Source organism: Lentisphaera profundi, assembly GCF_028728065.1.
GTDB classification, from domain to species: domain Bacteria; phylum Verrucomicrobiota; class Lentisphaeria; order Lentisphaerales; family Lentisphaeraceae; genus Lentisphaera; species Lentisphaera profundi.
The window spans coordinates 2,124,991-2,150,058 of sequence record NZ_CP117811.1 but is presented as its reverse complement, the minus strand read 5'-3'; the positions used below and the strand labels follow the sequence as shown (position 1 = coordinate 2,150,058).

Below are 25,068 nucleotides of genomic sequence, written 5' to 3'. Positions count from 1 at the left end.
TTAAGTTTTCTATAAGGATTAATCAAGTATAGCTTAGTGCTAGAACTTATGAAATTATTTTAGCTGCGAAACAGAAAGGAACTAGATATGTCTATTCAACGACGTGATTTTTTGAAAGGACTTACATCGATAGCGGCAATAGCAAGCCTACCGCTAAATGCCTCAGCTAGTAAAAAAGCCAATGTTGAGCAGCATTGGCTAAGTGTAGCACCTTATTTGCAAAATCCGGGTGCGGATGAAATGACAATTATGTGGCAGACTTCATCAGCTAGCTTTAGTCGTGTAGAATATGGCCTAACACAGGACTTAGGGCAGGTTGCCCACAGTTTTATAAATGGTCAAAAACAGGCGAATAATACCCTGAACTCAATTCGGATCACAGAATTAACACCCGGGCAAAGTTATTTTTATCGATGTGTATCCAAAGAAATTATTTCCTATGAACCCTATGAAGTAAAATTCGGAACGGAGCACTTCACCGAGCTTAAATCTTTTCGTTGCCTAGATCCTAATGCAAGCGACGATTTTTCAGTTATTTTTTTTAATGACCTTCATGATAATCTTAAATTAACTCAAGATCTAACGCGTAATAATCCTGCTAAAGACTTCAGTTTCTCTGTTTTCAATGGTGATTGTTTCAACGATCCCATGGGTGAAGAAGCGGTATTGGACTCCCTTTGTGTTTATAATGAAAGCGTCGACGCAGCAAATATTCCTCCCTTATATATACGTGGGAACCATGAAATTCGTGGAGCTTATGCAAGAAATTTACCTCAGCATTTTGCTAACCCGGGGAATAGTCTTTATTACTCGTTTACTCATGCGGGAGTACGTTTTGTAGTCTTAGATACGGGTGAAGATAAGCCGGATGATAATGAAGGCTATTCAGGTTTGAATCATTTTGAGCCATTTATTATTGAGCAGGCGGCCTGGTTGAAAGAAGAAATTGCCTCAAATCAATTTAAGGAAGCTCGTTTTCGAGTTTTGATCCACCACATACCTCTTTATGGTAATGATAAGACCTATAGCGGTGATTATAATATTGGTAAAACGCATTGGGGAGAGATGCTGAAAGACGCAGCAGTTGATCTGGCAATATCAGGGCACACCCATACCCATAAAATCCACAAAGTGGGTGATGAAGGCAACCCTTATCCAGTGGTGATTGGTGGCGGACGCAGGGATTCATCAGGAACACTGACTTCACTAGCTTTTACGCAAGAACAAATTCAGATAAAAATGTATGGCAGCAAAGGGCAAATATTGCGACAATATAATATCATGGAACGTTCATGATCATGTATAATAATAAAGTTGTGTAAGTTAAAAATCTGAATAGGTAAAAACTCAAATTTTCAGAAGATAACTACATGACCCTTATATGTCGTTAACTAGCTGAAGTAAAGTTCATGATTCTCAATTTATGGGAACTCATTTATAGCAATAATACACAGCCTTTAACGGGGAAGAGAAAAAGTATTTCCCCTCAGTTTTAGTAATTTTAATCGGAGTCGATTTATGAAAAAAGTATTAGCTCTTTTAGCAATTTTAATCGGAATTTATTTCCCAAATGAAGCTCAGGCAAACATAAAATCTAAAGAGTTTATAAAAGCCATCACGGACAAGGTTGATGCTTATCAATTTGCACATTTATCCAAGTCATCAAATGATAACTGGATAAGAGGTACATACTATTCCGGTGTTATGGCAGTCTTCCAATCAACAGGAGATAAAAGGTATTTAGAAAAAAGTATAAAATGGGGAGAAGACTTAGGCTGGAAAATCCCTGGTATTGCTTCGGGGGTCTATGGTAGCGGTTTCTACTCGATGGCTTGTAGCCAGATTTGGATGGAATGTTATTTCGAAACAAAGCAAGAATATATGCTTAAACCTACAATTGATTATATTAATAGTCCCAATTATTCCAATCCGGTCTCCGATCCTTTGAGATGGTACTATGAAAATGCGGGTCTGCGTTTTGTCGATGGCTTGTACACCTCTCCTCCAGCTCTGGCAATGCTGAATAAAATTACCGGTGAAGAAAAATATTTAGATTGGATGGATGGATGTTTCTGGGATATTTACGGCGTACTCTATGATAAAGATGAAGGTTTGTTTTATAGGGATACTCGATACATAAAAGGAACACAAGAAAAAATTGACGCTCGTTATATTCGCCCAGATTCTATTGCTCATAAGGAAGCGAGAAGAACTTTTATGTATCAAGAAACTGTCAATGGTAAAAAAGTACTCTGGTCCAGAGGCAATGGTTGGGCTTTTGGGGGCATAAGTAGGATATTAAAATATATGCCTAAAGATCATGGTAGTTACCCACGATACAAAGCCTTATATGTACGCATGGCGACGGAATTAAAAAAACGTCAACAGCCTGATGGTTTTTGGAGACCTAATTTGGATGATCCAGAAGATATTGATCTAAAAGAGAGTAGTGGGACATGCTTTTTTACCTACGGCATTGCTTGGGGCATAAATAATGGAATTCTTCCTAGAGATGAGTTTTTACCCGTAATTGAAAAATCTTGGCCAGCAATCGTTTCTATCATAAGTGATGAAGGCATTGTGCAGTGGGGCCAACTACCTGCCGGAGCTCCCTACAAAGTCATCAAAGAAGATACCCATGAGTATGTTACCGGTATGTTCCTATTGGCGGCAAGTGAGCTTTATAAGTTGTGGGAGTAGTTTGAATTTGTGGAGCTTAATTAATCTAAGATTCAAAGACTGTGTCAAGATAATTTAGCCCCCTAAATTCATTAAAAAATAAGCCTTGTCCCAATAGCTAGATTAACTTATAAAACATGAAACAAAGTCAATTAATTCATTTTATGAACAAAATATGACTACACCACTTGAATTCATGGTATTTAAGATCTAGTGTTTAGCAATATTTAACAAAATTAACGTGAGTATAATATGAAATATAAGATTACAGATTTCCTGTTAAGACCTATGATTTTACTTTTAATAGTGGGATTAACATCATCGGCAGCTGATAAAGCCGGAGCAAAGGGAAAAAGTGAAAGTTTGTCTGCGCAAGCAGGGGCGAGCAGTGAGTTTCTTGTATCTTATGATTTTGATACTGATTTTATGGGCTGGGGACATTATGGGGAAGGCGCTATAAGTCATGTGAAAAATAAAGGAGCTCTTGCACCTGGAGCGATTAAAATGGTTTGTTCCAAGGGTGATCAAGCGACACTTTACAAAAAGTTCGACCTAGAGAAAGGCGTTTACGAAGTGGAAATGGCCTTGCGAAGTTTTGCGGTCAAGAAAGGCAATTGGGATTATTCGACATGGATTTTTTATAAAAGTGAACCTGGAAAGGTCAAGACGATTACTAAGAACTTAAAAGGTACTTATGAATGGAGTAAAATAAACTTCACTGTAAATATAGATAAAGACCCACTGGAACTTTGGTTGCGTTTGAAATCAGAAGGCACAATTTGGGTTGACGATATCAAAATCTCAAAAACAGCTACAATGCGTGATATGCATTTTGCGAAATCCACAAAAGAGTTTCCCAAGCCCCTAAAGGTAGGAGAGGGAAAACGCTGCGACAACTGTTACCTTTGGATGCCAAAAACAAATGCTGATTGTGATATATGTGGTACGATATTTCCTAAAGACAAACTTGAGCAAGGCAAAGTTAATCGTACGCCTCGTATTTTAATAAGCTATGAAAATACGGCAGATGATAATATCGGCCATTCAGTGAGAAAGTTCAATAGTGAATTCGTGACTCAGGGAGCCTCATCGGCTGCCGTAGGTACTGGTTATCAGAATTTAAATTTCAAGAAAGCCGGAAGTAATGATTGGAGTGGTTATGAGTATATTGCCTTGGATGTGTATAACACGAGTTCAAAAATCGTCAATTTTGCTTTGTGTGTAAACGATATAGAAAGAGCGCCTTACTGGAACCAGCAAAATCATAGTTCAAAATTGGCGCCGGGTTGGAATAAGCTTAAATTTAATTTAAAGAGTCATGTGGGTGAGCGTGGTTCTGCGAAGCTAAAACGTTATTTGAATTTGAAAGATGTGAAAAGATTTTGGTATGGGATTGGAATTGGTGCGCCTTCAGAAGATCTATTTTTCGTCGATAATATACGTTTGGAAAATGGCCCTGAAAAAGCAAAATCTTTCGAAGGCTTGGTACTCTTTGATTTTGTAAAAGATTCCTTTTGGACTCAGCAAGGATTTACAAGAATCGAAACAAAACATTCATATAGTAAAGATATCGGCTTTGGTTTCGATGATGCTAAAATATGGCAGGCACATGACTCAATGTATGCGGATAGATTAAATCGCGATGGGATCTTTGTTTCCAAAGGAAAATTCTTAGTAGATTTACCCGACGGCGACTACAGAGTTGAACTTAATATCAATCACTTAGGTTATTGGAACGAACATTTTTGGAATAAGCGTCTCGTGAAAATCAATAATGAAACGGTGCTGGATGAGTCGGTAGAATCCTTTGAAAAATATTTAGCCAATTTCTTAAGATTTAAAGATATTGAACCGAATCAGAGTGACAATGCTTACGACCTCTATTTGAAAGATGTTTTCAAGCCGATTGTACATGATGTCCAAGTACGCAATGGTCAGCTCAGCATCGAAGTTAATAGTGATAAAAGTGGGATTTGTTTTAACTCATTAATTATTTACCCTAAAGATAAATTACTTGAGGCAGCTAAATATAAAGCCACACTTTATGAACTCCAGAAAAATGAGTTTATGACCCTGAACCGTTATATTGAAACCCCTAAAGTCTCTGAATCAGATCAATTTAACGAACAAGATTTCAAGAAGGGTTATTATTTCACACAGGTCGATATCGATAAGGTTTTGAACTACCGTGATATACCGAAAAAAATGAATTCCGAATTATCCTTGAAGTCGGCCAATGGCGGAAGAGCTGCAGCGAGCTTTTACTTACGCCCTTTAAAGACGGATAAAAATGTAAAAGTCACTATTTCTGATTTAGTCAATGCCAAAGGGGATAAAATTTCAGCTCAGGATGATTGGGTACGCTATGGTGTTGACCAATATCAAAGCTTAATTTTTAATCATGAAGTCTATGTATTGGCACCGCGTTTCTTAAAAACATTCCCAGGAAAAGGGATCAAATTCAGTCATGACTTTAATCGTGTTATATGGTTGCAGGTTCCTATAGATAATCAAAAACCTGGCCTATATAAAGGTAAGATTTCTTTACGAGTCGGAAGACATGTAGAGCAAATGGCTTTTAGCTTAGAAGTCTTGCCCTTTAGTTTACCAAGTGTGGACTTACCCGTAGGTTATTTTGGTTTATCTTCAGTACGTTTAGGCAGTATTACTTTGCCAGGGAAAACTGAAATTCAGCAAAAATACCGTTTGAATACCATGGAAGAATTAGCGAGACGTGGTTACACAACTTTTTCAGAAGTCCCTGGATTTAAGTTTTATAAAGAGGGTGGTGAATTAAAGCTTGATACGAAAGATATCGACCTGCTTATGACTGATGCTAAGCGTCTCGGGTTTAAGAAATTATTTACTTATGGTGGCCCTTTTACAAATATGTTATTCCTTGATGTACCTGGAGATATAATGGGATTTAAAAATGAAGCGTTTAGAAAGCTTTCTTCAGCTTTGTTAAAAGAAAAATTCTCATCTGCGGCTTACCTCCCTATAATCCTGAATATTTCTGATGAGGCCTCAGGTTATTCGCAAAAAGTTGATCGTGACCTTAAGCGCGTAGCGGTACTTAATAAATATTATCCATTTTTTGATACGGGAGGCTTTAGTCATTCCATCGAAAAAGATAAATATGGAGGAGACCTCAATGAAAAATTCACGGATTTCTCTTACTCTAGCATATCAAAAAATGATATTGATTATTTTAAGGAATTAAATAAAAATTGGGGATTTTATAATCAGGGTATTGGCTTGTTTGATACGAATCGCCAAATCATGGGTCAGTGCTTATTTGTCGCTAGGCATAATGGCTGCAAGCACCTTATTCAATGGTACCTCACCGGTAGTCAAAACTATCCTTACTATGACTTAGATGGCCGTGAATATGATGCTATGATGTTTTTCCCTCGTGCTGATGGTGGCCATGATTATGCCATAAAGTTTGAGTTATCGACGCTCGGTCTTGATGATTATCGTCTCTTGCTTTTACTCGAGAAATTAGCCACAGAAAAAAACGACGCGAAAGCAAAAGCATGGCTTAGTAAACATTATTATAGTAAAGAGCTCCCGCATTCACATTACCGCTTGGATAGCGTTAAGCATGAATTCACGGGTGATGAGTTCCGCAATCAGATTTATGCTCACATCAAGCGTCTACTGTAATTTTTATACTCACTTAAACGATTGGACAAGGCCTTAGTCGCCTGGTCAAGCCATGGCAATTCGCCTGTGTGGCAAAACCTGGGAGCTCGGCATTCCAATGCGGATGATGAAAATTAGTTTATGACTTTAATGCCTCCGGCGGACGGAGGGCCTCCGCGGGCGGACTAGCTTCGCAAAATCCTTAAGTTCCCAATCATTAGGGGGAGTTCGAGGGGTGCAGCGCCCATCTCGTGTGCGGAGCACCATGCCCTTTCATCTGGAGAATTATTTTCACTTAAGGATATTGATCAACGGTATTTTTATATGATGATTAGTATAAAAACACTTTATGTGCTCCTTTCTTAGGCCCCCATTAACTTTAAAAGACTTAAGAAGGTGAGTATGACTCCCGCGTTAATCATAGAGCAGGTCCTAAGTGAATTTGAAGGTGTAATTCCCAAATCTACTTGGGGAGAAACTTCCTTATTTTATAATCCAGGGAAAGTTTTGCCAAATGGAGTCTACTTCTGTACGATAAAAGAAAAAAATGGGGATAATGATAAAGCCTCCGCTCTTGATAGGGCGGGCATCTTTCGACTGAGTATGGGGGTTTCAAAAGCAAGTTATAAACTTAGATTTGGCGATCAGCCTAAGAGAGCGAATAAGGGTGGGATCGTTGATACGAGAGATGATTTTGAAAAGCTCAATAGCCTAATGCCGCACCCGATATATGGGTGGATGTCTTGGGTTCAGGTATTGAATCCTTCTCAAGAAACCTTTACAGAATTATCGCCATTACTTCAAGAAGCTTACTCGAGTGCGAAAGAGAAATTCAGTAAAAAACTCAAATCCGCAGGTAAATTATGATAAGTAAACGAAAGGTTACTGCCAGTGACCTCGAATGGGTGGAGCCTCTTTATCAATCATTGCTCAAACCCTATTTTGATGCACTGGAAATGCCATGGGTTTCCGAAAATTTCCGTATTAGTTTCAATAATGGAAATGCCGAGATTATTCTGTTTGATGAGCAGAGTATTGGCTACCTTAATACAGAAACACAGCAAGATTGCCTCTATCTTGCGGATATCGCAATACGTCCTGATTTTCAAGGGCAGGGGGTAGGAACGCAAGTCATTCGTGAGCTTATTGCAGACGCAAAAAAATTGAAGATGCCGTTGCGATTAACTGTGCTCAAAGGCAATCGTGTAAAGAGTCTCTATGAAAGCTTAGGTTTTCTGACTATAAGTGAACTGAAAAATAGTTACCTCATGGAAATACAATAAGGAGGGATTTAATTTTAAAATTGCCTCTCAAGGTGGGCACACCTTACAGGGATGGGGACGGAGTCCCTACTCATCAAATAAATACAAAGGAGGATTAATCCGCCTCACTCCAGCGGGGGAGGTATTGCCATACGGGCGGATAAAAAGGGGGCAGATAAAAAAAGGGGTTATTAATAATGTTTTTTATCGCCTCTCAAGGTGGGCACACCTTGCAGGGAAGGGGACGGAGTCCCTAGACATCAAATAAAATACAAAGGTGGATTAATCCGCCTCACTCCGGCGGGGAGGTATTGTCATACGGGCACGGCTGCCACCGCAGGCAGATAATTAAAATTTTATCCGCCTCCCAGGGTGGGCATACCCTGCAGGGAAGGGGACGGAGTCCCTAGACATCAAATAAAATACAAAGGTGGATTAATCCGCCTCACTCCGGCGGGGAGGTATTGCCATACGGGCGGATGCCCCTGCGGGGATGATTTAATGTTTTACCCGACTCCCTGGGACCGCCAAGCATCAGCTTGGCATGTTCTTGTTCGGAGAAGATGACTTAGGGACAGGTATTTTTTGGCATTACCGCGGGCAGATAATTAAAATTTTATCCGCCTCCCAGGGAGGGCACACCCTGCAGGGAAGGGGACGGAGTCCCTGCTCATCAAATAAATACAAAGGTGTATTAATCCGCCTCACTCCGGCTGGGAGGTATTGCCATACGGGCAGATGATTAAAATTTCACTGGCTTTCTTTTTTACCGCCTGCGGTGGCAGCCGCAACTCGCTGTTAGGCGTTTAGATCGCCTCACTCCGGCGGGGAGGTATTGCCATACGGGCGGAATCCACAAGCCCTTTGCTGAGTGGACGCTATCTATGATACGATTGAGTTACTTGTCTGAGGCGCGGTAAAAATACTAAGCAATCGATAAATTTAATTTCCGTGTACTTCTTCTGTAGCTAGCTTAGGTATTAAGACCTTAAAAATATTTTCCGCTTGATTTAATTCATAATATGAATAAAATAGGATAATCGTGAAATTTATAGAGCTAATAAGGGCTAGTGAATGATAGCTTTGACAAAGGATAAATATGAAAGAAATAAATCGCAGGAATTTTCTCAGGACTAGTGCAGCCCTAAGTTTGGGACTCTCTACATCATGTATTTCACCTGATGAGAAAGCATTATTTGAAATTTCCTTAGCACAATGGTCACTACATCGTTTGTTGGAATCTAGAGAATTATCAAATTTGCAGTTTCCCGAATTCACTAAAAAAACTTTTGGGATTGATGCAGTGGAATATGTGAATGGATTCTTCCCTAATAATACAGATACTTATCTCAAAGATCTTAAAAAACGCTGTGATGATCATGGTGTAAAAAGTGTCCTAATGATGTGTGATGGCCTCGGTGATTTAGGCGATCAAGATAAGACCAAGAGAAGAAAGGTAGTAGAAAATCATTTTAGCTGGGTGGAAAGTGCTAAATTTTTGGGTTGTCATTCTATTCGAGTTAATGCCAAGTCGACGGGCTCATATGATGAGCAAATGAACTTAGCGGCGGATGGATTGACACAATTAGCGATCTTCGCAAAGACACTGAAAATGAATGTGATTGTAGAAAATCATGGTGGTTTATCATCGAATGGGAAATGGCTTGAATCACTGATGAAAAAAGTTGATTTAGAGAATTGTGGAACTTTACCAGATTTCGGAAATTTCAATGATTATGATCGTTACCAAGGTGTGCGGGAATTAATGCCCTACGCCAAGGGTGTCAGCGCCAAAAGTCATGAGTTTGATTCACGAGGAAGAGAAGTTCATAGTGATTATGAAAAGATGATGAAACTGGTTCTAGATGCGGGTTACAGGGGCTATGTAGGAATTGAGTATGAGGGCAATAAACATAGTGAAATTGAGGGTATTAAACTGACGCGTAATCTCCTCCGAAAAATACAGCAGAAGCAATTTAAAAATTATAAGAGTTAATGATGACGTGCTATAAATCCAGAATGTGACTAGATGGATAATTAACTATGGAAATTATAGGCCAAGCTGGTGCTCGGCGTTCCAGGATGGACCACTAATTAGGTATGTGACTAGATGGATCATTAACTATGAAAAGGGTGAATGGACTTAAAATCCAAGCTGGTCTTCGGCGTTCCCAGGCTTGACTATTGATCCGGATTTGAAGCCAAGTTGGTGCTCGGCATTCCTAGGCTTGACTAAGTCTGACTGAATGTGAATTCATACTTGAAATTCAAGTGGCTCCTAGAAAGATGATGGATAATTAGGGCTTATATCTTCATTAAAATTATGAATACCAAAAAAATAGAGGAAGTAAACATGATTAAACGATTTTCTTTTATGGTGGCCCAAATAAATTTAGTCATCGTCTTGAGTTTATGCATTTCTTTTGAAATGCGGGCAATAGCAAATGAAACTACTCACAGCGCAGATGATTACGAAAAAAAAGCAGCTCTAAAAATTAAAAACTTTGAGATCCCCAAGGGATTTAAAGCCAGGCTTTGGGCGGATGAATCTCAGGTGAAAAATCCCAGCGCCATTACATTCGATAGTCACGGCCGTCTTTTTGTCGCTGAAATTGATCGTTGGCAGCACGGTGTGGATGATATACGTGAGCGCCCCTACATGTTGAAAGATGATTTCTTGATCCAAACGAATGCGGATCGTTTAAAGATGTATCAAAAACATGCAAGTAAAATCCCTATGAGCCATTACACCGCGGAAGAAGATAAAATCCGACTTGTTGAAGATAGTGATGGCGATGGTCGAGCCGATAGATCAAGGTATTTTGCGAATGGATTTAATGATGTACTAGATGGTATAGGCATTGGTATTATTGAACGTGATGGGAAAATATATTATGCCAATATACCTAATCTCTGGGTACTTGAAGATTTGAATGGTGACGGAGTGTCCGATAAACGAAATTCTCTTCAAGATGGTTTCGGAGTACGAATGAGCTTCTCTGGGCATGATATGCATGGCTTGGTGTGGGGGCCTGATGGCAAGCTTTACTGGAGCATAGGTGATCGTGGTTATAATTTCACGACTAAGGAAGGCAAGGAATTTCATTCGCCTCATGAAGGGGCCGTATTTCGTTGTGATGCGGATGGTAGTGATATAGAAGTTTTTTATCGTGGATTGCGCAATCCGCAAGAGTTACAGTTCGATAATTACGGGAATTTATTTACGGCGGATAATGATTCTGATAATGGTGATTTAGAACGTATTAATTACCTGTTAGAAGGAGGGGACTCTGGCTGGCATGCGGGGCACCAAGCACTTTTATCATTTGGAAATAAATTGGCTTATCGTTCTAGTATTTATGGGGACAGAAAAAAGTTACTGAGTGCTTGGATGGTAGAGGATATGTGGAAAACAAGAAATATAAATCAGCCCGCATTCATGCTTCCTGCCATAGGGCAAATCAATGGTGGCCCCTCAGGGTTTTTGTTTAATCCTGGAAATAGTTTTGGGAAGTTATTTAATAACAAATTTTTTGTTAATATATTTATGGGAAGTAGCCTCAGTACTCATCTACGGTCCTTTGATATTCTTGAGCAGGGGGCGGGTTTCAAAACAACTAATGACAAACTGTTTTTTGGGGGTTCCAATTGCGTTGATATGGAGTTTGGCCCTGATGGTAAGATGTATATCTCTGAGTATAACCACGGCGGATTTTTTAATCAGGATGTAGGAAGTATTTATACACTTGAATTGAGTGAGGAAATGAATAAAGCTGAAATTCTGGAAGATAAGAAAATACTCACAAGTAGCTTTGCGGATAAGACCGATGAGCAAGTCTATGAGCTCTTAGCAAGGGATCATCAGAGAATTCGCATGAGAGCCCAGTTTGAGTTGGCCAAGAGAAATGAATCCGGTAAAGCTCTTTTTAGCCGTGCAGTGAAGGATTTATCAGCACCACAATTACAAAGGATTCATGGAGTTTGGGGGCTAGGAATGATGGCAAAAGATAATGATAAATGTTTGGAAATACTCGTTGAAATAATGTTGAATGATGAGGATGATCAAGTTCGTATTCAGTGTGCACGTGTTTTGGGTGATCACAAATATGTAGGAGCGGTGCAAGCTTTAATTCAAGCATTAGGTGATGCTCATGAACGAGTTGTCATGTATGCAGGCATTGCTTTAGGAAGGTTAGCCCATGAAGGGGCGGTACCCGCTTTGATCGAGGCACTCGAAAAGAATGATGGCAAGGATTTGTTTTTACAGCATGGCTTAGTTATGGGATTGGCGGGCACCGAGAACATGGCTTTGCTCACGAAATACATGAATGATGATTCAAAAGCAGTGCGCATGGGAGTTTTATTGAGTTTAAGAAAACGTCAATCACCTAAGCTAGTACAGTTTCTAAGTGATGAAAATAAAGAGATTAAGTTTGAAGCTATCCGAGCGATTAATGACTTAGTTATTCCAAATGCACAAGAAAAATTGGCATTAATACTGAATGATTTAGAAGCACCGAAAAATGAGCCTGAGAAGTTTATACATTATCGAGTCATCAATGCTAATTATTACCTGGGAGATAAGAGGGCTGCTCAACGCTTACTCAAGTATGCGTCAAGGGATGATTTAAGTAATGAACTCCGCCAAGAAGCATTAATTGCTATTGAAGCATGGAACGATCATGTGGATTTCGATAATACCACAGGCTTGCCTCGTCAGCTTTTAGCTGTTCGGGAGGATATTAAAGAGCAGGTAAAAAATTCCTTAGAAGCCTTGTTTAAAAAAGGAGATCTCTTAGCGCAATTAAATCGTATTGCAGTCAAATATAATTTTCACTTATCGTCAAAAATCATCGAGTCACAAGTCATTGATAATGACTTAAAGGATCAAGTTCGCCTCGGGGCTTTAGCGATTTTACTGAAACGAAAAACTCTCAATATAAATGAGCTCATCATTGATTTATTGGACGATCACAATCCAGCCATGCGCCTTGCTGCTCAAAAGGCGATGTATTCATTGAAAATACCATCTGCGTATGAGCAGTCCATTCGCATTTTTAAGTCAGGATCGACGAAAGAGCGCCAACTTGCCTATGAGCTCATAGGGAATAAAGCTCCGATAAAGATTCAAAAATTACTTTTCACAGAAATGTCCAAGATTAGTGCAGGGGGCGGTGACCGAGAATGTATGCTGGAGATTTTAGAGGCATCTAAAAAACAGACATCACAAAATTTCATTCAAGTGATAAGGCAGTATGAAAAATCCTTGGACGCAGAAAAAGGTGTCGGCAAATATGAATCATTGCAACGAGGTGGTGAAATTGACCGCGGTAGAGATGTGTTTTTTAACCATGGATCAGCTCAGTGCATACGTTGCCACAAGGTGAATGGTTTTGGCTCCGAAGTGGGGCCAGACTTATCGCTCATTGGCAAGCAAAGGACACGAGCATATATCTTGCAGGGGATTGTAGATCCTGGGGCCGTGGTCGCACCAGGATATGGTGTGATGGTGATCAAAACTAAAGAGGAGGGAGATATATCGGGAGTTTTCATGGGGCACACTAAAGATGGTGTGAAGCTAAAAATGGCAGATGGGAAACTGCAGACTTATAAAAATGTAAATATTATCAAGCACCAGGATCCTATTTCAGGGATGCCACCAATGAAATACTTACTCAAAGCTCATGAAATCCGTGATTTAGTGGAATACCTCTGTTCGCTAAAAACACTAAGAAAGAAAGATGCTGCACCGAAAAAGAGTAGTCATTAATATAAATATTAGTTGCGTGCTTTCCGAAGGGGATTTTCCACTGATTTTCAGTGTATTAATTGATAGACGCTTTCCTTTCCCAGTCATCAAAACTTTATCAAAATCAGCGATTTCAATAAACATTCAAAGCAATAAATAGAGGCTTTTTATCAATTAAGCTTGATATAATTCATTTTATGAATTATTATATATTGTGAATCCATTAATAATGAATTAGGAAAAGATATGAACTACAAAACGAAAAACAAAATTTATTCAATTGTACTATCATTTTTTATAATCTCTTTTGTTCATGCACAGGAGAAAGTTGAATCTAAAAAATCACTCAATAAAGATACGGTATATGAGCAGCTTATCATTGCTGCAGGGGCGAGTTTAACAGTTGGAGAAGACGTAAAACTTACTTTACATTCGACGTCCAGTATTGCGGGTCAACTCATCCTTAAGCCAGGCGCACAAATCGAGATTGATGGTAGCCAGGAGAGCAAAATCAACATTCTGTCAGGCGGCTTATTAAAGATAGAAGGAACGAAGCAAAAGCCTTGTGTGATATACGCAAAAGAAGGCTCGCCAGTTGCTTATATTAGCGATGGTAATTCTAATGGTGGAGGCCGAGTAGTGGCAAAAAATGCCATTTTTAAAGGTTTGGGTGGGGCACCAACTTATCGAGCTTATGAGTATTCGATTAATGCTAATTCAGGGGCCATAGATTTAGAAGATTGTGTATTTGATAAATGTTTTCAAGTCAAGCATAAGACACGATTACCTGCGGATGCTGAACTTAACTTTTTACGTTGTAAATGGCAGCACTCACAAGTGAAGCCAAAATCGGAACGCAAGAAATATGAGCTATGGTATATCCACGAAACCAAAGCCTCCGCAGGTAGTAAAGCGACTATTGTAAATTGTGATTTCGATAAAACACTTGGCTTTTTTTACGCTGAGAATTATGTGGTAGAGGGAAATGTATTTCGTGAGGGCATACAGTGTTATCCGCATATGTGTCCACCATGGAAATCATTTAAAGGTAATTTTATTAGGTCCTTGCAAGATGGTACGGAATTTGCTATTCCCTTCGGTCGTATAATTGAAGACTGTGTATTTATTAAGGATACTGGTAGTTGGAACCCTCATTATATAGGCGTTAGTACCGGTCAGGGAAAAGGAGGTATATATGGATCACTTTTTTGGTTTACTGGCGGAAAGAATGGGGGAGATGAAAAGAACAGGGGTTTTGAAGGTGACGGAGTCATGGTTGGACACGCTAAAAGTGGTTCAGCGGAAGATAATTTATTTACTGTGGAACGAAATATTGTACTGCCTAATATCTATGGTCCCTATAAAAAGAATAATTTATCAACGACACTTATAACGATTCTACACAAATCTAACAACTCTTCAGTGGAAGTTAAAAGCAACACAATTTTCACGACTAATATTGGCGGACTGAATTTGGGTGAAACCAATGTTTGTGGTCTAGGACGAATTAAAGACATAAGCTCTAACTTATTTATTGGTAACGATAGCGGCTATAAAATCAATAATATGTCTCATACAGTTATTGATTCAGTGACGGATGAAAATGTGAGTTATAATGCGTCCTGGAGAATATCTCTGGGTAGTAATCATAGTGCTGAAACTGGCAAAGGATATAACAGACTGAAATTCTCAGGAACACCTACCATAGGCGCAAATGACATTGATGATGTCGATCCGCAATTTGTCGATGTGAATCGCAATCCCTATAGTTGGGCAGTCACTCTAGGTGGTAAGGCTAGTATGAATTCTCTCATGGATAATTTATCCTGTAAAAAAGAAGTTCAAGTTTACCAATTACTTGGCTATATTCGAGAAGGTATGCGCCCACAGAATAGTAAATTAAAAGCTGCAGGTAATCCAAGTGATGGCAGCCCTGATATGGGTGCAGTGAAGATGGATAAAAAAACTTCGTCTGCTCGAGTAAATATTTAAATTGACTCACGGATTTAGTTCACAGTAAAAATGATTTTTTTATAAACTTATTTAGGTATTTATATGTATAAATTTTTAAAATGTAGAACAGCAAGATTGGTGACAGTTGTGTTCATTTGTTTGATGACGTTTCAAACGGTATCAGCTAAACAATTGGAACTGAAGACTTCGCAAGAAGGGAAAGGACTTAATCATAAAATTATAGTAGAATCTCCTGGGAACTTTCGCTTAGCTTTTGAAAATGGCCTCAATTACGGTTTGTCTCAATGGTTTGATTTAAAGCATGATCCTGATGCTTTGTTTGATTTGACCGACAATGCGACAAATTATATCCCTGTGCATGAGCAGGGGGCTTTATTTAACCAATGTTTAAACCCCGATGATTTAATTGCGCATGTGGCGGGTGCGAAAAATCACTTTAAGGAAGTGCCGCGGAGTATTAAAGTTTTGGAGCGAAGCCCTATAAAGGTAGTTTTGGAAAATTCCCATCATCCAATGCTGGGTAAAAAAAATGAAGGCCTGTTATTTAAGACTCGTTATACAATTTATCCAGATGGGAAAATTTTCATCAAGAATACCTTAATAGCCATTGAGGCACAGGATATCACCATGTGGCGTAACTCGATTGTAGGCTTATCTGATCCCACTTATAAAGTCAATACTGATTCAGGTAAGATGATTATTGAAGCTGATAAAACGATGACGGATAAGAGCAAAAAATGGAAAACGGATCAATGGAGTGGTTATCAGCTTAATTTACCCGATTGGCGTAGTTATGAAATCATTTCAAATACAGAAAATACACTAGCTCTTGGGAAACAAATTTCTGGAGCGAATAAACCTTTGCTAGCAGGAGACTATAAAATTGATTCGCGTCGTACGAAATTTGGCTGGCTTCGCGGTGATAGTGTGGCTTTTCCAAAAACGTGGCATGAAAAAACTTCGAAATTTATCTATGCTTACTGGGACCCTTCAACACCTGAACCCTATAAGAGTTGGAGTTCTGCAAGCATTATGTTAGTGCCTTCGCCGGCAAATGAAAAACAAGGTTTTGGTGCCGGTATACACGGTTGGAAAGGTTTTAAGCGTATGTACTATGAATACGGGTCTTTTTCGATGAAGAAAGACGAATCTATTAGTCAAGAATACTTACTAGTTTTGGGTTCAAATACGAGTAAGGTTTTACCTGATTTGAGATCACGTGAAGTGGCTTTAAAGATCGCAGAAGAGTATAGAGCGACTTGTACGAATAAGAGTTCTTATCCGAGTGCTGGAATATAATTTGAAGAGCTTACTAAGGACCGTTTAGCTAGTGCTGAACGGTTTTTTATTCGTTATTAAGCGTGTTAGCTTCATGATTTTGTAAAAATACTATAGACTGGAGCTGTGCGCTACATTTTGTCAATTATCTTGATGGCCTTTTAGAATAACTTTTGCCGACTTATAGGCCTAGTGAAATATCATTAATCAGTAAACGTCGCCTGCATTAAAGATCTTGGATCTATCGGCCTATAAGTCGTTTTTAATGAATGATTCAGAACTTTTCACTTATTAGTTAGCTTGATGATTCAAGCTAACTTTTTTGTTTTTTATGGCGTTAAAGTTATTATTAATAAGGGTTCTTAAAGTGAGATTGTCTGGCCAGTTTTAAAGGATTTATCAGCGGCTAAAACTATTTTAAGTGAATCAATAGCCCCTTGCATGTGTTCATTGAGGTCAATGTTCTCAAGAATGGATTTGAGAAAATACTCTTGCTCAAGAAAACAAAGGCCATCATGATCAGGTTCGTCGCCCGTATCTATCCATTCATCGTTGTTAATGAATTGATTATTGTCATCAATTTCCGCTGAATGAATTCTAAGTCCCCCCGTTTTACTATGCGAATCTACATTGTCTGATTGCTGCTCATTCAAAGGCTTGTCTGCGCCCATTGTAACAGCGCCTTTTGGTCCCCATACATCCTTAATAGAAAAGGCTTTAGTTGATGCCATGGGTCCCCATCCGGCTTCATACCAACCCACTGAGCCACCGTCAAATGTCACTTGAAGTTGACCATAGTTATACATTCCAGGCTTTATATCTGAGCTTAGATTTGCTCCAATGGCACTGACTCGAATCGGTTTCTCAGCAGTCATCTGGCACATCACTTCGACGTAATGAACGCCACAATCAACAATGGGTGACATGCTGTTCATAAGGCTTTTATGTGTTTCCCACATCTCGCCTTTCGATTGTTGATTTAGGTTCATTCTCATCACTAGCGGCTTACCCATGTTTTGACTTAAATCAATAAACTTTTTCCATGAGGGGTGATGTTGGAGGATGTAGCCGACGAGTAACTTTTTATCAGCTTTAATAGCAGCATTAACGACTCGTTCACAGGCTTCGATTGTTGGAGCTATGGGTTTTTCAAGAAAAACATGGCAATTCACCTCAAAAGCCATGAGCGCAAATTTTTCATGGGTATCTGGATAGGTAGAGATACAGACGGCATCGGGCTTAGATGTTTGTAAAGCCTCCGCATAATCTGAAAAGAGGGCGTGTGAGCCACCCAATTCTTGATTAAGTAGCTCCTTACTTTTGCCACGGGAGACAATGCCACAAATTTCAAATCCTTCGAGTTGATGGTAGGCAAGTGCATGAGACCTTCCCATGTTGCCACAACCCACGACGAGTATTTTTATTTTTTTCATTCTTATTTTTCCTTATTATTATGATAGCGCCAGCGCTAACTTTTTACTGGATATAAATTTTATATTTACCAAAAGATACAATTATAAATATCATGTAAAATCATTAAGGCAACTTGATATAGTTCATTTTATGAATTAAGATAAATAAGTTATTTCAAACGAAATCGTACAATGTGCTTTAAGTCAAATTTTAATTCACTAAGGCTAGGTTTACACAGCTACGTATAATTTTTTCAGCCAGCTTTTAGCCCGAGGTTTTTGATTTATGAGAATATTTAAGATAATTTTATGTCTGTTGGCGCTTAGCCTAAAAGTGAATGCACTTGCAGCGTCAAAGGTAGAATTCTTTGAAACTCATATACGTCCTGTTTTAGCTGAGAGCTGCTATGATTGTCATAATAGTCTCAGTAAAGCGGATGGTGGAAAAAAGAAAGGTGGCTTGGCTTTGGATTGGAAAAATGCTCTGCTTACAGGCGGTGATTCCGGCGACACAATCATCCCAGGGAATTCTGCGGAGAGTTATTTAATGACTACAATTCGTCATCAAGAAGAGGACATGGAGATGCCCGCTAAGAAACCAAAGTTGTCGGATCAAGTCATCGCCAATTTTGCCAAATGGATTGATATGGGTGCCCCCGATCCGCGTCTGAGCCCACCGACAAAAAAAGACTTAGAAAATGCCGTGCCTTGGGAACTTGTACGCGATAAGCGTGCTCGTTGGTGGTCATTTCAGCCCCTCAAAAAAACTAATCCACCCATTGTACATGATCCTGAGTGGAATCAAACGCTTATCGATCGCTTCATTTATGCTAAGCAAAAGAAAGTAAAACTCAAAGCATTGGACTTAGCCGATCCCGCTACACTCATCCGCCGTGCTGCGCTCATACTCACTGGAACTCCTCCGGCTTATCAAGATGTTGTGCGCTATGAATCAGATCCAAGTCCAGAGAATTACGAAGCGTATTTAGACCAATTACTTTGCTCGCCTCGCTTTGGAGAACGCTGGGCTCGTCATTGGATGGATTGGTATCGCTATGCGGAAACACATGGTTCACAAGAAGATCCCGCTATTGCCCATAGTCAAGAGTATAAAAAATACCTCATTCGTGCGCTTAATGAAGATGTCTCCTATAAGCAGCTGCTCCAAGAACACCTTGCTGGTGACCTCTTAGTAGAGCCTCGAATCAACAAAGATCTACAAATAAATGAATCAGCTATTGGTCCAGCTCACTTCCGTATGAATATTTATGGATTTGGGCCTACCGATGCTCATGGTGAACTAGTATCATCAACGGATAATCAGATCGATGTTTTGGGAAAAGCGATGATGGGTGTTACCATTTCTTGTGCACGTTGCCATAACCACAAGTTTGACCCTATCAGTCAGGCCGACTTCTTTCGTGTATATGGCATTCTTACAAGTAACCGTATTGGTAATACACTCATTAGCACTCCCGAAATCCTCAATAGAAATAATAAGGAATTAAGTCAATTAAAGCGATCAATTCGTAGTGAGCTCGTCGATTTTTGGCTGAGTGAAAAACCCGATTTTTCCGCCAAAGCCCTAGATTTATTTACTAAGCCTGTAGAGATAAAAGAAGATAAGCAAACAAAGCCTTCAGAAGACGCTCTTCTGGCTAAGCAAAAGAAACTTTTAGAAGAGGCTCTTCTTACTAAGAAAAAAGAGCAAAAGCTTTACTCCCTGAAGCATCATCCCATAAACGCTCTTAGTTTATTGAATCACAAAGAACTCAATAGCGAACTTACTAAAATAAAATCAGCTTTAGATCAAGCACGCATTAGCAATGAAAAACTTCGTAAAAACGCCAGCCTCTACTTAGATTTTCGCCAAGCGAAGCAGGATGAGAATTATTTTGTCGAGGGCAACTCAAGTGCGAGTAAAATCAGTCCTGCGGGAAGTTTCGCGATCAAACACCAAGGAGATGAACTCATACAAGGTGTTTACTCAAGTGGTTTCTTTAGCCATTTACTCTCAGAGAAACACGCGGCGCTATTCAGCAGCCAAAACTTCAAGGTAGAGAATAAAGGGCTCTGGGTAAGATCTATGGGTGACTTATCTTCTATGAAATCCATGGTGAGGAACTACCCGCTAGATCATAGTCCCCTGCACAAAACATCCATACTCGGCAATAAGCAATGGGCCTGGAATATCGGTAACAGCAGGATGAAGTACTGGAATGGGGAGCAAATGCACCTTGAAGTGAGGACTTCTGGTCAAGCTATTATCGGCACTGAAAACCACCATCAGCGCAGTTGGTTTGGTATTTCTGAACTCATTATTGCGGAAAGTAAGCCCAAATTAATTGGAGCTAGCCTAGTTGATCTATGCGACCCTCGCAAAATACATAATAAGAAAGACCTTATTCAAGCCTATAGTAAGGTCCTCAGTCATTCACTCAAGGGTTGGAAATCTCAACTTAGCTCTGATCAAGAGGCGCAATTCATTGATGCCATGATCAAAACGGGCATTTTATCTAACCAAGTAAGCACCATGCCAAAGAGCCTACAAAAACTCATCAAACGCTACCGAGAACTCGAAATGGAAATCGAGATTCCACGCCGAGCACCTGGCTTGATCAAAGGCCACGTTGAAGATCAAAAGCTCATGGTTCGTGGCGACTACAGGAAGCCCGGCGAAATCATCCCTCGTGGGTTCTTAGAAATTTTTTCGAGAGATATTTACCAGGGCCCCGGCGGCGGTCGCTTAGAATTAGCGCAGGATATGGTAAGCAAAAACAATACGCTCAAAACGCGTGTACTGATCAATCGACTTTGGGGCTACGTCTTTGGTCGGGCAATTGTAAGTTCAACGGATAATTTTGGCTTATTGGGTAAAAAGCCCTCACACCCAGAACTCTTAGATCAACTATCTCTTGATTTCGAAAAAAATGGCTGGTCGATTAAACGCACACTGAAGCAAATGCTGATGAGTCGAACTTTTAAATTATCTAGTGAGGCTCGCAGTAAAAATTTAGACCTTGATTTAGCTAATAAATATTTTAGTTATTATACACCTCGTCGGCTTGATGCCGAGGCCATCAAAGACTCGATATCTTTTATAAGTAAGAGCCCTGACAGAACTATAAATAATCCTGTGAAACGCCTCAAACTAGATCCCTTTCTATTAAGTTTCGATGCTCCTATACCCGTCAGCAGCATAAGTACACGTAACAGTACTAATGTTCCTGCACAGGCCTTACTACTGATGAATAGTGAATTTGCCAGGAACTCCGCAAGCTTATGGGCAAAGATTATCAGCTCAAATCAAGCGCTAAAGACTCCTGAGCAGCAAATCAGGGAAATCTATCAACAAGCCTATGCGCGACCGCCACGCGCGCAAGAATTAGCCGTTTGTCTGAATTACCTCAAAGAAGAGAACCTAGCTTCATTGACACTCAGTATTCTCAACTCAAAGGAGTTTATTTATGTCCACTAATGACATTAATCGTCGCGACTTTATGAAGCTCACTTCCATGGGAGTGAGTGCTAGTGCACTCTCGAGCTTCTTGAACTCGGCAGAAGCTGCTGAGTATGTCCCCAAGTTACATCATAAAGCCAAAGCTAAATCCGTTATCTTTCTCTATATGTCGGGTGGTGTCTCTCATGTGGATTCCTTTGATCCCAAACCTTTGCTCACCAAGATGCATGGTAAGCCCATGCCCATGAAAGTCAAAAAAACTCAATTCGACCATAATGGCCATATTTTAGCGAGTCCCTGGAAATCCAAGCATTATGGTAAATCGGGTATCGAAATGACAAACTTATTTCCCAATATTGCCAACATGGCGGATGACCTAGCAGTGGTTCGTTCAATGACGGCCAAGTTCTCTGAGCATGCGGAAGGAAATTTCTTTATGCATACAGGCTTTCCCTTTCTTGGTAATCCCAGTGCGGGCGCTTGGGTGAGCTATGGTTGCGGAAGTCAAAATAAAAATTTGCCCAGTTATGTTGTGCTCAAATCCAAAAATTCAGGTATTCCTCACGGTGGAGTCAGTATTTTTGGCAATGGCTTTTTACCTGCGATTCATCAGGGCTCCATCTTCAATATTAGATCAGGTTATCAGGCCGTACCCAACATCAAACCCTGGATGCAAGATAAAAAACAACGAAAGATGCTAGGGCTTATTAAAAATCTTGATCAACGCTTTTCAAAAAAAATTGCTTATGAAGAGGCTATTGTCTCCTCGGTAAAAAATAGTCAAACGGCCTATGCTATGCAGGAATCTGTGCCCGAATTAACCGATGTGTCCAAAGAATCACAGGCCACTCGAGATCTCTATGGTGTCGATGATAAAAATGAGCATAAGTCTCAATACGCCAAGCAATGTCTGATGGCGCGTCGCTTAGTTGAACGTGGGGTGCGTTTTGTCGAGCTCAATTGTTGCAAGACGTCTAAGTTTGGAAATGATGGCGCTCCTTGGGATCAACATTCAGACTTAGAATTTGGCCACCAAAAAATGGCGGACCATGTTGATCAACCCATCGCAGCTCTATTGCAAGATCTAAAACAACGCGGTATGCTCGATGAGACCCTCGTGGTTTTTGCCACTGAATTTGGTCGTACGCCCTTTACTCAAGGTGCTACTGGCCGAGATCATCACCCTTATGGTTTTTCCATGTGGATGGCCGGTGGTGGTACCAAAGGTGGCACTGTATACGGAGCAACTGACGAGCTTGGTTATTATGCAAGTGAGAAGGTTTCAACCGTCTATGATATGTGGGCCACAATCTTGCACCAATTGGGTCTTAACCATGAGCGGCTGACCTACCGTCACTCGGGTCGTGATATGCGCCTTACCGATGTTCACGGAGAAGTTTGGCACGATATCCTCTGACCATGATATCGAAGCAACTGGAATCTTTGGTAAAAAATCGGGAACTAAGGGTGAAATTGCAGGGAAATGGTTAAAAGAAAACTACTATGATGTTGACATTTTTGAGCATAATAAAAATCACTTGTCTTACTTATCTTATCGTGTCTCTCAACACAGCTATAAAAAGAGCCAAACTTTTCGAAAAGAACTTAAATCACTTATATTAGGATTATTATGAAAAATATTCATTTCTTGTTGGCAAGCTTGCTAATAAGTCTTTGCTGTCAGCAATCTCAGGCTGCCCACATACAAAGTATTGCTTCAGGCAACTGGAATGACGCTCAAACTTGGGATGGTAATATATTACCCGCCGAGGGTGATCAAGTAAGTATCAGTCACCGTATTAGAATCACTCAAAATACTCTAATTGGCAAGTCGTCTAATGAAGAAGATGCAGCACCTGCAATCCAGCTTGAGCCTGATGCCATACTCACTATTGAGAATGGAGCCACGCTATCTTGCAAGGGGGCTTTTGTTTCTCATGGCAGTATAGAGGTTCTCGAAGGAGCTACCCTTGAAATGAACGCGGAAACTTGTGATACAGAGACCTGTTATCCCCTCGCTCTTGCACCCTTGAAGAAGGGTTTAGGTAAATTATTTTTGAAAGGTAAAAGTGATAATCGGGCAAAAGTCATAAGCACACCGCTTAACCGTGCTTTTATTGCTGATGGTTTTCGTGTGGTCAAACAAAAAGATGGTAGTTTTTACCGTTTCTCCAGTAAAGGAGGCGGGGCTATAGAGTCAGACTATGGTCACTTTCTGGGTTTAGGAAATGAACAGTTCTATGCTTGGCAATATAATCAGGTAGATGATATGGAAATACGTTTAAGCCATACAAAATTTGAAAAATGCGGTAAGACTGCGCCACGTGGATTAGGAAAAATAAAACTACTTATTGAAAATTGTCAATGGATTGATTCTATCCCCCTCAGTCAAAAGGATGTCAATAGAGGCAAAAGCCTTTTTCAAACATCTGCCGCTAAAGGGGCCGAGTGTATTATTCGTTACTGCGATTTTGATGAACTTGTGTCTCTTTCAAAGTGCAATGGCTACATTATTGAAGATTCGATTTTTCGCCAAGGAATCGTTCGCTATGATGCTAGTTATCATGAAGGTGATTTGCTCAGTTTTAAGCGCAATGTAGTCCGTTGGTCTGAGAAGTACGCTAAGGGTGGTATACGCTTAGCTTACGGCGAGACCTATGAAGATTGTTTTTTCATTCATGATTATACTTCCCACAATAACCCTCACTTTATGGGTGTGTCTGGAAAAACTGGAGTTGCGAAATTAACAGGATGCCTCTTTTGGTTTAGCGGACCAAATACTGTGAGTTTTGGTCCAGAAGGAGATGGTCCAGTGTCGTCAAATGCGGTTTCTGGAAGTCCCGAAGAAAATAAATTTATTATCGAAAGATGTATTTTTATGCCCAATAGTTATGGACCTGACAAGGCGAGAAGCCTATCGGCAAATATCACTAGCGGTGTCTTTCCTACAACAAATAGTACCGTCATCGTTCGAAGAAATACGGCTTATTCAGGAGGAGGCCCCGGAGGTGTTTGTATAGGGGAAACCCATCCCACAGTCAAAGGGGCACTCAGCTATGTGAAATCCAATCTCTTCATTGGATCAGAAATCAATGATGGTCAAAAAGTTCATGACTTCCATTTGGGTGTCAAGGGAGCTGTTCGAGCGCAAGATTGTGACTACAATGCCGGTTATCGTCTGAAAGAAGGCAGTAATTACATCAAGGGAAAAACAGGTAAGGGCTATAGCAAACTAAAACTCGAAGGTGATCTCGAGATTGGGAAAAATGATATAGATGACATCGATCCAAAGTTTGTTGATCCTTTCCGCAATCCATTGACTTGGTCTTCATCGCTCAAGGGAGATGGCACAATGGAGGATGCGATGAATCAATTAATCCCTACAGGAAAGCATTCTGTACAAAATTTGTTGACTTATATTCGTGAAGGCTTTCGCCCACAAAATCAAAAGTTGAAAAGTGCCGGCGACCCCGAAGATGGTAGTCCTGATATAGGTGCGGTGGATTTAGTATTACAAAAATAGAACGGATCCACGATTAAAGCTCTTTTTATCCCTAGGGTAAATCGAGGCTGAGGATCGATCTTATAAGAGATTTTCAGCCCATA

General features: G+C 40.0%; 13 protein-coding genes. 12 read left to right on the top strand and 1 reads right to left on the bottom strand.

Annotated features, from left to right (window positions below):
• Positions 1 to 87 precede the first annotated feature (87 nt).
• The 9 genes from PQO03_RS08625 (at position 88) to PQO03_RS08585 (ending at position 16,611) form a co-directional block, all read left to right on the top strand.
• Complete coding sequence (locus tag PQO03_RS08625) at positions 88 to 1,296, top strand: purple acid phosphatase family protein (RefSeq protein WP_274149553.1); 1,209 nt, start codon at positions 88 to 90, stop codon at positions 1,294 to 1,296.
• A 222-nt stretch (positions 1,297 to 1,518) separates the two neighbouring features.
• Positions 1,519 to 2,700, top strand: a complete 1,182-nt coding sequence (locus PQO03_RS08620; protein WP_274149551.1) for a glycoside hydrolase family 88 protein — start codon at positions 1,519 to 1,521, stop codon at positions 2,698 to 2,700.
• A gap of 231 nt (positions 2,701 to 2,931) precedes the next feature.
• Positions 2,932 to 6,348, top strand: a complete 3,417-nt coding sequence (locus PQO03_RS08615) for a hypothetical protein (RefSeq protein ID WP_274149548.1) — start codon at positions 2,932 to 2,934, stop codon at positions 6,346 to 6,348.
• Positions 6,349 to 6,729: 381 nt separating this feature from the next.
• The gene (locus PQO03_RS08610) at positions 6,730 to 7,194 is read left to right on the top strand and encodes a DUF6194 family protein (RefSeq protein ID WP_274149547.1); all 465 of its coding nucleotides are present in this window, start codon (positions 6,730 to 6,732) and stop codon (positions 7,192 to 7,194) included.
• Positions 7,191 to 7,610, top strand: coding sequence for a GNAT family N-acetyltransferase (locus PQO03_RS08605; protein WP_274149545.1), 420 nt, complete (start codon positions 7,191 to 7,193; stop codon positions 7,608 to 7,610). Before PQO03_RS08610 ends, PQO03_RS08605 begins: the two co-directional genes overlap by 4 nt.
• Before the next feature lie 1,078 nt (positions 7,611 to 8,688).
• Positions 8,689 to 9,585, top strand: coding sequence for a sugar phosphate isomerase/epimerase family protein (locus tag PQO03_RS08600; RefSeq protein WP_274149543.1), 897 nt, complete (start codon positions 8,689 to 8,691; stop codon positions 9,583 to 9,585).
• Positions 9,586 to 9,942: 357 nt separating this feature from the next.
• Positions 9,943 to 13,359 (top strand): DUF7133 domain-containing protein, encoded by a 3,417-nt coding sequence (locus PQO03_RS08595; RefSeq protein WP_274149540.1) that lies wholly within the window; start codon positions 9,943 to 9,945, stop codon positions 13,357 to 13,359.
• Positions 13,360 to 13,584: 225 nt separating this feature from the next.
• Positions 13,585 to 15,330 carry a hypothetical protein gene (locus PQO03_RS08590; protein ID WP_274149539.1) on the top strand — a complete coding sequence of 582 codons (1,746 nt, stop codon included), beginning with the start codon at positions 13,585 to 13,587 and terminating at the stop codon, positions 15,328 to 15,330.
• 63 nt (positions 15,331 to 15,393) lie between these two features.
• Positions 15,394 to 16,611 (top strand): hypothetical protein, encoded by a 1,218-nt coding sequence (locus PQO03_RS08585; RefSeq protein WP_274149538.1) that lies wholly within the window; start codon positions 15,394 to 15,396, stop codon positions 16,609 to 16,611.
• A gap of 341 nt (positions 16,612 to 16,952) precedes the next feature.
• On the opposite strand, the gene PQO03_RS08580 is transcribed toward PQO03_RS08585, so the two are convergent.
• A complete protein-coding gene (locus PQO03_RS08580) occupies positions 16,953 to 18,023 on the bottom strand; it encodes a Gfo/Idh/MocA family protein (RefSeq protein ID WP_274149535.1) in 1,071 nt (356 codons plus the stop codon).
• Between the two features lie 265 nt (positions 18,024 to 18,288).
• Between PQO03_RS08580 and PQO03_RS08575 the strand changes: the two genes are divergently transcribed.
• The 3 genes from PQO03_RS08575 to PQO03_RS08565 all read left to right on the top strand — a co-directional run bounded on the left by PQO03_RS08575 (position 18,289) and on the right by PQO03_RS08565 (position 24,985).
• Positions 18,289 to 21,480 (top strand): PSD1 and planctomycete cytochrome C domain-containing protein, encoded by a 3,192-nt coding sequence (locus PQO03_RS08575; protein ID WP_274149533.1) that lies wholly within the window; start codon positions 18,289 to 18,291, stop codon positions 21,478 to 21,480.
• Positions 21,470 to 22,879, top strand: coding sequence for a DUF1501 domain-containing protein (locus tag PQO03_RS08570; RefSeq protein ID WP_274149531.1), 1,410 nt, complete (start codon positions 21,470 to 21,472; stop codon positions 22,877 to 22,879). The genes PQO03_RS08575 and PQO03_RS08570 overlap by 11 nt, the downstream gene beginning before the upstream one ends.
• Before the next feature lie 213 nt (positions 22,880 to 23,092).
• Positions 23,093 to 24,985: a hypothetical protein gene (locus PQO03_RS08565; protein WP_274149529.1), complete on the top strand. Its 1,893-nt coding sequence runs from the start codon at positions 23,093 to 23,095 to the stop codon at positions 24,983 to 24,985.
• Positions 24,986 to 25,068: the final 83 nt, after the last annotated feature.